Consider the following 13,247-nt stretch of genomic DNA (forward strand, 5'->3'; position numbering starts at 1 on the left):
GCCCGCGCCGAGTTCCGGACCGCCCTCGGGTACAGCGACGCGGATTGGGCCAGGGCCCGCGGATGGGCGCTGGTGATGGCCACCGCGATGGTGACGGTCGCCGGCGCAGGCTCGGTGATCGACCGGATCGGGACCGCAGCGCTCGAACAGCTCCTGCTCGAGCGCTGATCCGGGAAGCGCCGGACGGAACGGGCTGCCGCGACATCGGCGGCACGGCTCTCCTTGCCGATCTCGACTGAGAGCAGGAGGTGTCAGGGGCGTGGCGTCGGCGCCGCCCGCTCGAGTCGACGCGCGAGCTGCGGCCCTCGGCCTCGCTCGGGGCGAATACCGGAGGTGGACGTCGACTCGTCGTGAGCCCGAGCGGCGCTCAGCCCTGCGCGCGCTCGGAGAGCGGCTGCCACTGCTCGCAGGTCGCGATCCGCTGCGCGGAGTCGGCCTTCGCGACGTCGATCGGCGACGTCCCGAAGAACACCCGCAGCGGCGACGTGGACGCCCCGCTCAGTGCAGGCTCGGAGGGGCGGTGAGACCGAACTCGCGACGGAGGAACGACCTCGCGGCCAGGTAGCCGCCCTGGCCGTGCACGCCGGGGCCGGGCGCCGCCGCCGCGGAGCACAGGTAGATGCCCCGCGCGAGATGCCAGGGCTCCGCGGACGGCACCGGCCGGGCGAGCAGCTGCCGCAGCGACACCGCCCCCGCCGAGATGTCGCCGCCGCCGAGGTTCGCGTCCCAGGCGCCGATGTCCGCCGCGCTGCGGGCGTTCGCAGCGAGCACGAGATCGCGGAAGCCGGGCGCGAGCCGCTCGATCGCGCCCGTCACGAGCTGCGTCGGGTCGAGGGTCGAGCCGTTCGGCAGGTGCGTGTACGCCCAGAGGACGTGCTTGCCCGCCGGTGCTCGGGACGGATCGAGCACGGAGGGCTGCGCGACGAGGACGTACGGGTGCTCCGGGACCCGGCCGGCGGCGACCGCGCGCTCCGCATCGGCGATCCGCTCCCGCCGACCGCCGAGGTGCAGGGTCACCGCGGTCCGGCTCTGCGCGTCGCGCCACGGCACGGGACCGTCGAGCGCGAAGTCGACCTTGCCGATGCCGGACCCGAAGCGGAAGCTCCGGAGGGCGGTGCGGATGAGCGCGGGCAGCCGGCCACCGGCGATCGCGAGCAGCGCCGGGACGCTCGTGTCGAACACCACCGCGCGGGCCGGCGGCAGCTCGTCGATCGAGCCCACGCGCCGGCCGGTCTCGATGCGGCCGCCGTGGGCGAGCAGATCCGCGACCAGCGCATCGGCGATCGCGCCGGTACCGCCCACCGGGATCGGCCAGCCCGCCGCGTGCGCCTGCACCGCGAGGGCGAGGCCGGCCGCGGCCGACGGCAGCGACGGCATCGGGCGAACGGAGTGCGCCATCACACCGGCGAGCAGTGCCGACGCCTCCCGCTCGCGCCACCTCCGGTTCCACGCGGGACCGGCCTGATCGAGCGCGGCGAGCCCGAACCGGAGGGCGGCGATCGGATCTGCAGGAACCCGCAGCACCGGGCCGAGCGTGAACCGGGCGACCTGCCGCGCCCGCTCGACGAGCGGGCCGAGCAGCCGCGTGTAGGCGGGCCCGTCTGCGCCGAGGCCCGCTGCGGTCGTGCCGAGATCACGCCACGCGTGCGCCGCCCGGCCGTCGTCGAACGGGTGGGCGTAGGAGAGCTCTGGCGTCAGGAACGGGATGCGGTCCGCCAGAGCGAAGCGGCGGAAGAACGGCGATGCGAGCGCCATCGGATGCACCGCCGCGCCGAGATCGTGCCGGAAGCCCGGCAGCGTCACCTCCGCCGTCCTCGCCGCGCCGCCCGGCTGGTCGGCGGCCTCGACGACCAGCACGTCGAGCCCCGCTCGGGCGGCGGTGACCGCCGCGGCCAGGCCGTTCGGACCCGATCCCACCACCACGACGTCCGGATCGCTCATGCCCCGATACTGCGCCCTCCTCCATCTGTGCGACCCCAGTTGCCGGAGCACGGCGTGCGATGGAGGATGACGACATGGCGCAGATCACCACCGAGCACGAGTCCGAGCGCCGCCGGTACGTGGCGCTGCTGGACGGCGAACCGATCGGCGAGCTCGTCTACAAGGACACCGAGGAGGGGCGCGTGTTCGTGCACAGCGAGATCGTGCCCGAGCACGAGCACCTCGGGTTCGGGACGCAGCTGGTACGCGCCGGTCTCGACGACACCCGTGGTGCGGGGATCAAGCCGATCGGGCAGTGCTCGATGGTGCGGAACTTCCTCGCCGAGCACCCGGACTACACGCGGGTGGATTCGCGCTGAGCTTTACGCTGACGGGGATGCAGCCGCTCACCGAGGATCAGATCCGCGACTCCTTCGTCAACACGACCAAGGGTGAGGCCGAGCGGCTCCCGATGCCCGGACTGCACGAGGTCCTCTGGGACGAGCGCGAGTACCTCGGCTGGCACGACGCGAAGGCTCCGCAGCGCGCCTACCTGACCGTCTGGCAGGGCGACCGGCCGGTGTCGTTCGTGCTCCGCGCCGCCGAGCGCCGGATCCGGTCGGGCATCAGCGCGATGTGCTCGCTCTGCCACATGCCGCAGCCCGGCGCGCAGGTCGCCCTGTTCGCCGCTCCGCGCAGCGGCGAGGCCGGCCGCAAGGGGGACACGGTCGGCACGTACATCTGCGCCGACCTCGGCTGCTCCGCGATCATCCGCATCGCCCCTCCTGCCGCCCCGATGCAGCTGCCGCCGGAGGAGATCGTGCAGCGCCGCATCGCCGGCCTGCAGGAGCGCCTCGATTCCTTCACCCACTCCGTCCTCGCCGGCTGAGGGCGGTCGGCTCCGGGTGATCTCGAGGCTCGCTGCGCGGGTCCTGAGGCTCTCGAAGGGCGCACCTCGAATCAGCGGGCGCGGGCAGTCACCGCAGGGCGAGGAAGCCCTCGAACCAGAGCTCGCGGATCACCGGGAGGACCGCGGCTCGCGTCCGAACCGGGTCGGCGTCGAGGATGCGCGCGACCGCGTCGATGATCGCGCCGAGCGCCAGCTCGCCGTCGGACGCGCCGACGACGGCGGCGGCGACCGTGTCGACCCGGCGGACGCGGGCGAACCCGGTGCCCTGGCGCAGCTCGATCACGGTCGGATCGGCGTCGCCCGGCCAGTAGTGGCGGTGCTCCGTGACGTCGGGGGCGACCACGAGCACGGTGTCCGCGAGCGCGTCGTCGGGCAGGACCCGCTGGAGGTCGTGGGCCGCGAGCGCCGCCTCGATCGCGCCGCCGATGCCGCCGCCGACCGCCGAATCGAGGTGCTCGAAGCGGCGGAGGGTCGCCCTGCCCCGCGGTGCACGCAGCGTGACGTAGCCGGCTCCGATCGCCGTGACCCCGCGTGCCGCGAAGTCGTCGAGCCAGGCGCCGACGAGTGCGCGGTACCGCGCGGTGCCCGGCTGCGCCCCGCCGTCGCGCACCCAGGTCTCGGCGTACTGCGCCGGGTCGAGCAGATCGCGCTCGACGATCCAGACGTCCAGCTCCCCCGCCCAGTCCAAAACCCGCTCGCGGGCCGCCTGCGGATCGCCCCGCACCTCCCAGTTGCCGAGCAGCTGCGCGATGCCTCCAGGGGTGAGGTGCGCGGCGGCGCCGCGCACGACGGCCTCCACGAGCCCGTCCCCCGAGAACCCACCGTCGCGGTAGGTGTAGGCGGGCACCCCTTCGACGCCGCGCGGCGTGATCACGAACGGCGGGTTGGACACGATCCGGCTGAAGCGCTCCCCCGCGACCGGCTCGTACAGCGACCCCTGCCGGAGGTCGAGCGGGGTCCGGTTCAGGGCGGCGTTGAACCGCGCGAACCCGAGGGCGCGCGGCGACACGTCTGTCGCGACGACGCGGGAGGCGGTCCCGGCCGCGACGAGCGCCTGCACCCCGCTGCCGGTGCCGAGGTCGAGCACGGCCCCCGTGCCCGTCCCGACGAGGATCTGCGCGAGCGTGGTCGACGCCGATCCTGCGCCCAGCACGTGCTCCTCCGGCAGCTCGCCGCCCCGCGCCATCTCGCCGGGATCGGAGGCGATCCACCAGGAGGCGACGCCGGAGATGTCCGCGAGCGCGTAGGGCCGCAGATCGACGAGCCCCGTCGCGGAGCCTCCCTCGATCTCGACGAGACCGAGCGCGGCCGCTCCCGCGCTGCCGAGCCTCGGGAGCGCGGCATCGAGGTCGTCCACGGAGCGCCGCGCGCCCAGCACGAGCAGCGCGCCGAGGGTGCCGGCCGGAGTCGTCGGCCGGCGGTCGAGCTCGCGGAGCGCCGGCACCGGGTCGTCGCGGCCCAACGCCTCCGCCGCGACAGGACCCCACGCCGCCTCGAGCCCCTCCACGGTGTAGCGCGCCGCGTCGAGATCCATGCGGAGCGCCGCGATCAGCACAGGATCGGGATCGACGGCCACGGCGCCCATTCTGGCTGGACCGCGCTCGTTCGGCGGGATGCGCGGCACGGAGCGACGGCTCCTGCACCGCGCATCCCGCGGCACGGCGGCCGTGTCGAACCGGCCGGTCGTGGTCGCCGCGGACGTCGAGTGAAGAGAAGGACGTGGGCCGCGGCGCCGTGTGGTCAGCGTACGCGCGGGCGCGTTCGCCTCACGACACCGGCGTGGGCCCCGTTCCGGGGGGACTCGATCACGATTCGATACGGATGCCTGCCGCGGTGGTCGACCGTGGACCCCGGCGCCGGTCGCCGCCCAGAATGACGGGATGCCCCTCCACCCGCGCCGGCGTGCTCACGCCGCGGTCGCGGGGGCGCTCGTCGTGCTGAGCCTCGCGGGCTGCGCCTCGTCGTCGACCTCTCCGCCGCAGGCGAGCGCGATCCCGACCCGGTCCGTCCAGCCGGCGGAGCTGCGCGGCGCCGGCGCACGGGTCGTCGACGACGAGGCGTCGTCCTCGCTGGTGATCGTGCCGAAGAAGGCCAACGGCGGCCTCGTCGTGTTCCTGCACGGCTGGGGGCAGACCCGCTGGTCGCTGCTCAGCCGCCCGCTCGAGGCGGGCGTCGCCCATGCGATCAGCGAGGCCGGCTTCACGATCCTCGCGGCCGACGGCGAAGGGAAGGCGTGGGGTGACCGCGCGAGCATCGCGGACTACCGGCTGCTGATCGACCGGACGCAGCAGCGGTACGGGCTGCGCGACGTGTTCCTGATGGGCGAGTCCATGGGCGGCCTCGCGACCATGCAGCTGGGGCGCCTGCTGCCCGACGTCCGGGCGTCCACGGCCTGGTTCCCGGTCTGCGACCTCCGCACGATGCACGAGGCGCGGTTCCAGGCGACGATCCGCACGTCCTGGCAGGGCCGCAGCCGGTCAGCGGTCGAGCCGGTCGCCGTCGGCGACACCCCGCTGCTCGTGTGGGCCTCACCCGCGGACACGGTCGTGAACGCGACGACGAACGCCGCCGTGTGTGTCGCGGAGGCGGAGGCGGCCGGTGCGCCGGTCACCTACTTCCACACGACGGGCGAGCACGGCGATCCGTCGAACTACCAGCCCGCGACCATCGTCCAGTTCTTCGAGAAGTACCGCACGCCGGGGGTCTGACCCTCGAAATCGCGCGCCGCAGCGCTCCGGGTCGAGCGGCGTTAATCCCGGCGCCTCCACACGACGGACCGGATACCGCGCGAATCGCACCCGACCATCCTGCGGCGTCGAGGCGGCCTTCCGCTCGGCGCGGAAGGCGCACCCCGGAATCCGCGTCACGGACCTCGACGCGCTCGCCGCACACCGGGTGATTCCGTTTTGAAGGAACTTCGGGCGCGAAGCCGCCGAAGTTCCTTCAAAACGGAATCAGGACTGCGCGCGCTCCAGGACCAGTTCGCGGACGCGGGCCGCGTCGGCCTGGCCGCGCATCGCCTTCATGACCGCGCCGATCACCGCGCCGGCGGCCTGGACCTTGCCGTCCTTGATCTTCTGCAGCACGTCCGGCTGGCTCGCGAGGGCCGTGTCGATCGCGGCGATCAGGGCCGAGTCGTCGGAGACGACCTTCAGCCCGCGCGCCGCGATGACCGCCTCCGGGCTGCCCTCCCCCGCGATCACCCCCTCCAGCACCTGGCGGGCGAGCCGGTCGGTGAGGTCGCCGTTCTCGACGAGGGCGATCAGCTCGGACACGTGGATCGGCGACACGAGCGTGCCCGCATCGACGCCGCGCACGTTCGCGATGCGGAGGATCTCGCCCAGCCACCACTTGCGCGCCTGCGCGGGAGCGGCACCCTTCGCGACGGTCTCTTCCAGCTCCGCCAGCACGCCGGCGTTGAGGATGTCGCGGAACTCGGCGTCCGTGAAGCCGTAGTCGGCCTGGAGGCGCCTCCGGAACACGGTCGGCGACTCGGGGAGTGCTGCGCGCAGCTCCTCGATCAGCTCGAGCGACGGCTGCACCGGCAGCAGGTCGGGCTCGGGGAAGTACCGGTAGTCGTCGGCGTCGGACTTCGGACGGCCGGCGCTGGTCGTGCCGGTGTCCTCGTGCCAGTGCCGGGTCTCCTGGATGATCGCTCCGCCGTCCTTCAGGATCGCGGCCTGCCGCTGGATCTCGTACCGGACGGCTCGCTCGACCGAGCGGAGGCTGTTCACGTTCTTCGTCTCGGTGCGGGTGCCGAGCTTCTCCTGCCCGCGGGGACGGAGGGAGACGTTCGCGTCGCAGCGCAGGTTGCCGCGCTCCATCCGCGCCTCGGAGATGCCGAGCGACTTCACGATGTCGCGGATCGTCGCGACGTACGCCTTCGCGATCTCGGGCGCGCGGTGCTCGGCACCGTAGATCGGCTTCGTGACGATCTCGACCAGCGGCACGCCCGCGCGGTTGTAGTCGACCAGCGTGTGGTCGGCGCCCTGGATGCGGCCGGTCGTGCCACCGACGTGCGTCAGCTTGCCGGCGTCCTCCTCCATGTGGGCGCGCTCGATCGGCACGGTCCACGCCGTGCCGTCCTCGAGCTCGACCTCGACGGAGCCCTCGAACGCGATCGGCTCGTCGAACTGGCTGATCTGGTAGTTCTTGCCGAGGTCGGGGTAGAAGTAGTTCTTCCTGGCGAAGCGGCTCGACGGTGCGATCGAGCAGCCGAGCGCCAGCCCGAGCGAGATCGAGTAGCGGACCGCCTGCGCGTTCACGGTCGGCAGCGCGCCGGGCAGGCCCATGTCGACGGGCGCGACGAGCGTGTTCGGCACCGAGACGTCGGCGCCTGGCGCTGCGGGGTTCGGCGCCTCCGAGAACATCTTCGTGGCGGTGGAGAGCTCGACGTGGACCTCGAAGCCGAGCACCGGCTCGAAGCGCTCGAGCGCCTCCTCGAAGCTGAGCAGAAGATCACTGGAGCTGGCTGCCATCAGCGGGTCCCTCCGTCGGGTTCTGATCCGTTGCCCGGGACGGGCACCGGCCGGCCGAGGGTCGGCGCGCGCGACAGCAGCGGCGCACCCCACTCCGCCTCCAGCAGCGCCTCCACGGTGCCGCCCACCCGGTAGAGGCGGGCGTCCTCCCGGATCGGCGCCATGATCTGCAGGCCGACGGGCAGGCCGTCCTCGGGCGCGAGGCCGATCGGGAGGCTCATGCCGGGCACGCCCGCGAGGTTCGCGGGGATGGTGGTCACGTCGTTCAGGTACATCGCGAGCGGGTCGTCGACCTTCTCGCCGAACGGGAACGCGGTCGTCGGCGTGGAGGGCGAGACCAGCACGTCGACCTGCTCGAACGCGGCGGTGAAGTCGCGCTGCACGAGCGTGCGGACCTGCTGCGCGCTGCCGTAGTACGCGTCGTAGTAGCCGGCCGAGAGCGCGTAGGTGCCGAGGATGATCCGACGCTTCACCTCCGGGCCGAACCCCTGCTCGCGCGACAGCGCCATGACCTGCTCGGTCGTCGAGCGGCCCGGATCGACGCGCAGCCCGAAGCGCACGGAGTCGAACTTCGCGAGGTTGCTCGACGCCTCCGCCGGCAGGATCAGGTAGTAGGCGCTGATCGCGTATTCGAAGTTCGGGGCCTCGACCTCGACGATGTCGGCGCCGGCCGCGGCCATGCGGTCGAGCGCCTCCGCGAACCGCTGTCGGACGCCTGGCTGGAAGCCCTCGCCGTTCAGCTGGCGCACGACGCCGACGCGGATGCCGGCGAGCGAGCCCTCCGCCGCACCGAAGCGCGCGGCCTCCGCCATCGAGGGCCACGTGTCGGTGAGGCTCGTCGCGTCGTGGGGGTCGTGGCCGCCGATGACGTCCTGGATCAGGGCTGCGTCCAGCACCGTGCGGCTGACGGGACCGACCTGGTCGAGGCTCGAGGCCAGGGCGATCGCGCCGTAGCGGCTGACCGCGCCGTAGGTCGGCTTGACCCCGACCGAGCCCGTGACGGAGGCGGGCTGCCGGATCGACCCGCCGGTGTCGGAGCCGAGCGCGACGGGCGCCTCGAAGGACGCGACCGCCGCTGCCGATCCACCGCCGGAACCGCCCGGGATGCGGGTGAGATCCCAGGGGTTGCGAGTCGGACCGTAGGCGGAGTACTCGGTGGAGGAGCCCATCGCGAACTCGTCCATGTTCGTCTTGCCGAGCGGCACGAGGCCGGCGGCACGGAGGCGGGCGACCGGCGTCGCGTCGTAGGGCGGGACCCAGCCCTCGAGGATCCTCGACGCCGCGGTGGTCGGCATGTCGATCGTGCAGAGCACGTCCTTGATGGCGATCGGCACGCCGGCGAGCGCGCTCGGCGCCTCCCCCGCCGCGCGGAGGCGGTCGATCTCGGCGGCGCGAGCGAGCGCGGCCTCCCCGGCGATGTGGAGGAAGGCGTGGACGTCCGGCTCGACCTCGGCGATGCGGTCGAGGTGCGCGCGAGTCGCCTCGACGCTCGAGACGTCGCCGGCGGCGAGCCGGGCGCCCAGCTCCGCCGCCGTCCAGCGGATCAGGTCGCTCACTACTGCTCCTCGCCGAGGATCGCGGGCACGCGGAAGCGGCCGTCCTGCTGATCGGGCGCTCCGGAGAGCACCTGCTGCTGGGTCAGGACCTCCCCGACCACGTCGGCGCGCAGCACGTTCACGAGTGGAAGGGGGTGGCTGGTGGCGGGGACGTCGGGCGTCGCGACCTCCTGCACCTTCCGGACCGAGTCGACGATCAGGTTCAGCTCGCCGGTGAGATGCTCGATCTCGCCCGGCTCGAGCGCGATGCGGGCGAGACCCGCGAGGTGCTGGACGTCGGCGACCGTGATCACTTGGGGCGCGTCGGGCATGGATTCGAGTCTATTCGGCCCGCCGGTACGCCCTTCCGCCGGTCGTGTTCACGGATCAGGGGATTCGGGGGCGCTCCGCGCCGCCCGAATCCCCTGATCCGTGAACAGCAAGCGGCCACGCGAGGAGCGGCGGCGTCGGGGTGGAAGCCGTCGCCCTCGCGGACTGGCCGGGCGCCAAGCGTCGGCGGCCTTCGTCGCCGCGAACGCCGGGACGAAGGGGATGTCGAGCGCTGCCGCCTCGTCCTCGAGCGCCGCGTCCAGCGCGCGGATGCGGTCGTTCTGGTCGGCGTCGTCGACCGCCTGCTGTCCGACGAGCAGGAGCGGGACGGGCGACCCGAGAGCCCGCTACCGGGGCCCACCGCTGCAAATGGGACGGTGCGCACCGTCGTATCTGCAGCGGTGGGCCCCGCTAGCTGAGGTCGCGGGCGTAGTAGAGCCCCTCCTGGATCGCGCCGGTGTCCGGGGCGGACGCGGGGATCGGGCGGTAGCCGAGCTTCTCGTACAGCGCGATCGCCTCAGGCTGCCGGTCGCCGGTCTCCAGGACGATGCGCTCCGCGCCGTGGGACCGCGCGGCCGTCTCGACCGCGTCGATCAGCAGCGTCCCGACGCCCCGTGCGCGGCCGGCCGGCAGGGTGATCAGGCGCTTCAGCTCCCACTGCACGCCCTCGCCCGCGTCGAGCCGGCGGAGCGCGGCGTGACCGAGCGGCGTACCGCGGTCCCACTCGGTGTCCAGCTCCCTGCGCAGCACGACGCCCCGCGGGTCGTCCCAGGCGACCTGTTTGATCCGGACGGTCACGCCTCCGGCTCCGGCGCGTCCGGCGGGGTCACCGCGTCGGGGCCGCCGTCCAGGAGGAGGCGGAAGCCGGCCGCGTCGAGCTGCGGGCGGCCGAGCGCCTCCGCCTTCGTCAGCTTGCTCGCGCCCGGGTTGACGCCCACGACCACGAACGCGGTCTTCTTGGAGACGCTGGAGGCCGCTTTGCCGCCGGCGGCGAGGATCGCCTCCTCCGCCTCCTCGCGCGTGAAGCCCTCGACCGTGCCGGTGACGACGACGGACAGCCCGGCGAGCGGGCCGGCGGGCGCCTTCTCGACGGCCTGCGGACCCGGATGACCCGGGGTCTCGAGCCGCACGCCGGCCGCGGCCCAGCGGTCGACGATCTCGGCGTGCCAGTCGACCGCGAACCACTCCATCACCGCGTCGGCGATGATCGGCCCGACGCCGTCGACCGCGGCGAGCTCATCGCGGGTGGCGGCCCGGATGGCGGTGATCGACCCGAAATGCTGCGCGAGCGCGCGAGCGGCGACGGGACCCACGTGCCGGATGGAGAGCGCGACGAGGTACCGCCAGAGGTCTTTCGTCTTCGCGATCTCGAGGTTCGCGAGCAGCTCCTCCGCCTGCTTCGACGGGAACCGCGTGTCGGGCTCGAGCGGGCTGCCGGCCTCCCGGGCGGCGCGCCGCTCGTCCGCGTTCGCGTTGCGCTGGAACGGCGCGAGCCGCTTCTCGGTGCCGTCGTCGTTCAGCCGGGGCATGCCCGTCTCGGGGTCGCGCGGCACGACGCGGATCGGCAGCAGGTCCGCCATCGTCAGGTCGAACAGGCCGGCCTCCGTGCGCAGTGGCGGCGTCGCCGGCTCGGAGGGCTGTGTCAGCGCCGCCGCGGTGACCTCGCCGAGCGCCTCGATGTCGAGCGCGCCGCGGGACCCGATGTGCTCGACCCTGCCGCGCACCTGGGCGGGGCAGCTGCGGGCGTTCGGGCAGCGCAGGTCGATGTCGCCCTCCTTCGCCGGCCTCAGGGTGGTGCCGCACTCGGGGCAGGACCCGGGCATCACGAACTCCCGCTCGGTGCCGTCGCGCAGCTCGACCACGGGGCCGAGCACCTCGGGGATCACGTCGCCCGCTTTGCGCAGCACGACCGTGTCGCCGATCAGGACGCCCTTCTCCTTCACGACGTCCTGGTTGTGCAGCGTCGCCTGGCGCACCTCGGAACCTGCGACGAGCGCCTTCGCCATCACCGCGAACGGTGTCGCCCGCCCGGTGCGCCCGATGGAGACGACGATGTCGAGCAGTTTCGTGTGCACCTCTTCGGGCGGGTACTTGAAGGCGGTCGCCCAGCGCGGCGAATGGCTCGTCGCGCCGAGCGCGACGTGCAGGTCGAGGTCGTCGACCTTGATCACGATGCCGTCGATCTGGTGCTCGACGGAGGCGCGCTCGGCTCGGTATCGCTCGATGAAGCCCCAGACCTCCTCCACGGCGTCGAAGACGCGGTAGTGGGTGGAGATGGGCAGCCCCCACTCGGCGAGCAGCTCGTACACCTCGCTCTGCGCCGACACGGGGGTGTCGCGCTCGATCTGCTCGACCGGCCAGGCGCCGATGCCGTGCACGAGCATGCGCAGGCCGCGGATCCGCGCCTCCATCAGCGCCAGCTTCTCGGCGCTCTTGCCCTCGGATTTCTGCCGGAGGGAACCGGATGCGGCGTTGCGCGGGTTCGCGAACAACCGCTCCCCCGCCTGCGCCTGCCGGGCGTTCAGCGCGTCGAAGTTCTCGACCGGGAAGAATATCTCGCCGCGCACCTCGACCAGGTCCGGATGGCCGGACCCCCGCAGCCGCAGCGGGATCGTTCCCATGGTGCGCACGTTCGGCGTGACGTCCTCGCCCGTGATCCCGTCGCCGCGAGTGGCGGCGGAGGTGAGCACGCCGCGCTCGTAGCGGAGGTTGATGGCGAGGCCGTCGATCTTCAGCTCGCTGAGCCAGCGGATCGGCGCGTCGGGCGCGACCTTCGCGGCGTCGCGCTGCACCTTCTCGGTCCAGGCGTCGAGCTCGGACCGGCTGAACACGTTGTCGAGCGAGAGCATCGGCTCCCGGTGCACGACCGGCGCGAACAGCGTGGTCTCGGGAGCACCGCCGACGGTCTGCGTGGGGCTGTCCGGACGGAGCAGCTCCGGATGCTCCCCCTCGAGCGCCTGGAGGCGATGGATCAGGCCGTCGTACACCTGGTCCGGTGCGGTCGACTGGTCGCCCTCGTAGTACTCGTGCCGCAGCTCGGTGATGCGCGCGGTGAGCTCTGCGACCTCACGCGCCGCGGCGGAGACGTCGGTCGCCGTGTCGCTCATGCGGCGAGCATAGAGGCGTCCACCGACAGCGCACGGAGCGCCGAAATGCGCCTCCGATCAGGAGGCGGGCGCAGCGGACAGCGTGCGATCCACGGTGATCTGACCGAGCACGCGGGTGCCGTCGTAGAGCACGGCGCTCTGGCCGGGCGCGAGCCCGATGATGGGCGCGTCGGGACGGACGACGAGTTCGTCGCCCTCGAATGACGCGGTCGCCGGAACCGGATCGGCGTGCGCGCGGACCTGCACGTCGCACCGGAACCCGTCCACCTCCGGTCGGGGGCCCGCCCACGACATCCGCGCTCCGGCCAGCGCGCCGATCGCGAGCGCCTCCTTCGGCCCCACGACGACGGTGTTGGTCGCAGCCTTGACCTCGAGGACGAAGCGCGGCCGACCGTCGGGCGCAGGGCGCGTGAGCGACAACCCCCGGCGCTGCCCGACCGTGTAGGCGAGGGCGCCGTCGTGGCTGCCGACCTCGGCTCCGGAGGCGTCGACGACCGGGCCCGTCGCGCTGCCGAGGCGGCCCGCGAGCCAGCCGCGGGTGTCCCCGTCGGGGATGAAGCAGATGTCGTGGCTGTCCGGCTTCGCGGCGACCCGGAAGCCGCGCGCCGCCGCCTCCGCTCGCACGATCGCCTTCGACGGCGTCTCGCCCAGCGGGAACATCGCGTGGGCCAGCTGGTCGGCGGTCAGCACGCCGAGCACGTACGACTGGTCCTTCGCCTCGTCGGAGGCGCGGTGCAGCGCCCGGCGCCCGTCCAGATCGGTGCGCAGGACCGCGTAGTGCCCGGTCGCGACGGCGTCGAACCCGAGCGTGACCGCCCGGTCGAGCAGCGCCGCGAACTTGATGCGCTCGTTGCAGCGGAGGCAGGGGTTCGGTGTGCGGCCGGCGGCGTACTCCGCGACGAAGTCGTCGATCACCTCGGCCGCGAACCGGTCGCTGAAGTCCCACACGTAGAAGGGGATGCCGATG

At 73.2% G+C, this 13,247-nt stretch carries 11 protein-coding genes; 3 read left to right on the forward strand and 8 right to left on the reverse strand.

Annotation, left to right across the window (positions count from 1 at the left end; genetic code table 11):
• Nucleotides 1–498: 498 nt before the first annotated feature.
• Entirely contained in the window at nucleotides 499–1,941 is a 1,443-nt protein-coding gene (locus ACFE67_RS05830) for a phytoene desaturase family protein (RefSeq protein WP_375405928.1), read from the reverse strand.
• Nucleotides 1,942–2,015: 74 nt separating this feature from the next.
• On the opposite strand from ACFE67_RS05830, the gene ACFE67_RS05835 reads away from it, so the two are divergent.
• Together ACFE67_RS05835 and ACFE67_RS05840 are read left to right on the forward strand one after the other, a co-directional pair.
• Complete coding sequence (locus ACFE67_RS05835) at nucleotides 2,016–2,300, forward strand: GNAT family N-acetyltransferase (RefSeq protein WP_375405929.1); 285 nt, start codon at nucleotides 2,016–2,018, stop codon at nucleotides 2,298–2,300.
• Between the two features lie 17 nt (nucleotides 2,301–2,317).
• A complete protein-coding gene (locus ACFE67_RS05840) occupies nucleotides 2,318–2,809 on the forward strand; it encodes an FBP domain-containing protein (RefSeq protein ID WP_375405930.1) in 492 nt (163 codons plus the stop codon).
• Nucleotides 2,810–2,897: 88 nt separating this feature from the next.
• On the opposite strand, the gene ACFE67_RS05845 is transcribed toward ACFE67_RS05840, so the two are convergent.
• The gene (locus tag ACFE67_RS05845; RefSeq protein WP_375405931.1) at nucleotides 2,898–4,415 is read right to left on the reverse strand and encodes a methyltransferase; all 1,518 of its coding nucleotides are present in this window, start codon (nucleotides 4,413–4,415) and stop codon (nucleotides 2,898–2,900) included.
• Nucleotides 4,416–4,710: 295 nt separating this feature from the next.
• Between ACFE67_RS05845 and ACFE67_RS05850 the strand changes: the two genes are divergently transcribed.
• On the forward strand, nucleotides 4,711–5,538 hold the full coding sequence (locus ACFE67_RS05850; RefSeq protein WP_375405932.1) for an alpha/beta hydrolase family protein: 828 nt from the start codon (nucleotides 4,711–4,713) through the stop codon (nucleotides 5,536–5,538).
• 246 nt (nucleotides 5,539–5,784) lie between these two features.
• Here ACFE67_RS05850 and gatB read toward each other — a convergent pair whose 3' ends face one another.
• The 6 genes from gatB to mnmA form a co-directional block, all read right to left on the reverse strand.
• Entirely contained in the window at nucleotides 5,785–7,308 is a 1,524-nt protein-coding gene (gatB, locus tag ACFE67_RS05855) for an Asp-tRNA(Asn)/Glu-tRNA(Gln) amidotransferase subunit GatB (RefSeq protein WP_375405933.1), read from the reverse strand.
• Nucleotides 7,308–8,864: an Asp-tRNA(Asn)/Glu-tRNA(Gln) amidotransferase subunit GatA gene (gene gatA, locus ACFE67_RS05860; RefSeq protein WP_375405934.1), complete on the reverse strand. Its 1,557-nt coding sequence runs from the start codon at nucleotides 8,862–8,864 to the stop codon at nucleotides 7,308–7,310. The genes gatB and gatA overlap by 1 nt, the downstream gene beginning before the upstream one ends.
• On the reverse strand, nucleotides 8,864–9,175 hold the full coding sequence (gene gatC, locus ACFE67_RS05865; protein ID WP_375405935.1) for an Asp-tRNA(Asn)/Glu-tRNA(Gln) amidotransferase subunit GatC: 312 nt from the start codon (nucleotides 9,173–9,175) through the stop codon (nucleotides 8,864–8,866). The genes gatA and gatC overlap by 1 nt, the downstream gene beginning before the upstream one ends.
• A 409-nt stretch (nucleotides 9,176–9,584) precedes the next feature.
• Nucleotides 9,585–9,971 carry a GNAT family N-acetyltransferase gene (locus ACFE67_RS05870; RefSeq protein ID WP_375405936.1) on the reverse strand — a complete coding sequence of 129 codons (387 nt, stop codon included), beginning with the start codon at nucleotides 9,969–9,971 and terminating at the stop codon, nucleotides 9,585–9,587.
• On the reverse strand, nucleotides 9,968–12,280 hold the full coding sequence (gene ligA, locus ACFE67_RS05875) for an NAD-dependent DNA ligase LigA (protein WP_375405937.1): 2,313 nt from the start codon (nucleotides 12,278–12,280) through the stop codon (nucleotides 9,968–9,970). The genes ACFE67_RS05870 and ligA overlap by 4 nt, the downstream gene beginning before the upstream one ends.
• 57 nt (nucleotides 12,281–12,337) lie before the next feature.
• Nucleotides 12,338–13,247 (reverse strand): tRNA 2-thiouridine(34) synthase MnmA (gene mnmA, locus ACFE67_RS05880; RefSeq protein ID WP_375405938.1); only part of this gene is annotated, 910 nt, incomplete at its 5' end.

This window comes from uncultured Amnibacterium sp., from assembly GCF_964244015.1.
Lineage (GTDB): Bacteria > Actinomycetota > Actinomycetes > Actinomycetales > Microbacteriaceae > Amnibacterium.

Excerpts from the sequence above, each read along its gene's own strand:
- ACFE67_RS05830 (WP_375405928.1), bottom strand. The coding sequence starts at position 1,941 with ATGAGCGATCCGGACGTCGTGGTGGTGGGATCGGGTCCGAACGGCCTG.
- ACFE67_RS05835 (WP_375405929.1), top strand. The coding sequence starts at position 2,016 with ATGGCGCAGATCACCACCGAGCACGAGTCCGAGCGCCGCCGGTACGTG.
- ACFE67_RS05840 (WP_375405930.1), top strand. The coding sequence starts at position 2,318 with ATGCAGCCGCTCACCGAGGATCAGATCCGCGACTCCTTCGTCAACACG.
- ACFE67_RS05845 (WP_375405931.1), bottom strand. The coding sequence starts at position 4,415 with ATGGGCGCCGTGGCCGTCGATCCCGATCCTGTGCTGATCGCGGCGCTC.
- ACFE67_RS05850 (WP_375405932.1), top strand. The coding sequence starts at position 4,711 with ATGCCCCTCCACCCGCGCCGGCGTGCTCACGCCGCGGTCGCGGGGGCG.
- gatB (WP_375405933.1), bottom strand. The coding sequence starts at position 7,308 with ATGGCAGCCAGCTCCAGTGATCTTCTGCTCAGCTTCGAGGAGGCGCTC.
- gatC (WP_375405935.1), bottom strand. The coding sequence starts at position 9,175 with ATGCCCGACGCGCCCCAAGTGATCACGGTCGCCGACGTCCAGCACCTC.
- ligA (WP_375405937.1), bottom strand. The coding sequence starts at position 12,280 with ATGAGCGACACGGCGACCGACGTCTCCGCCGCGGCGCGTGAGGTCGCA.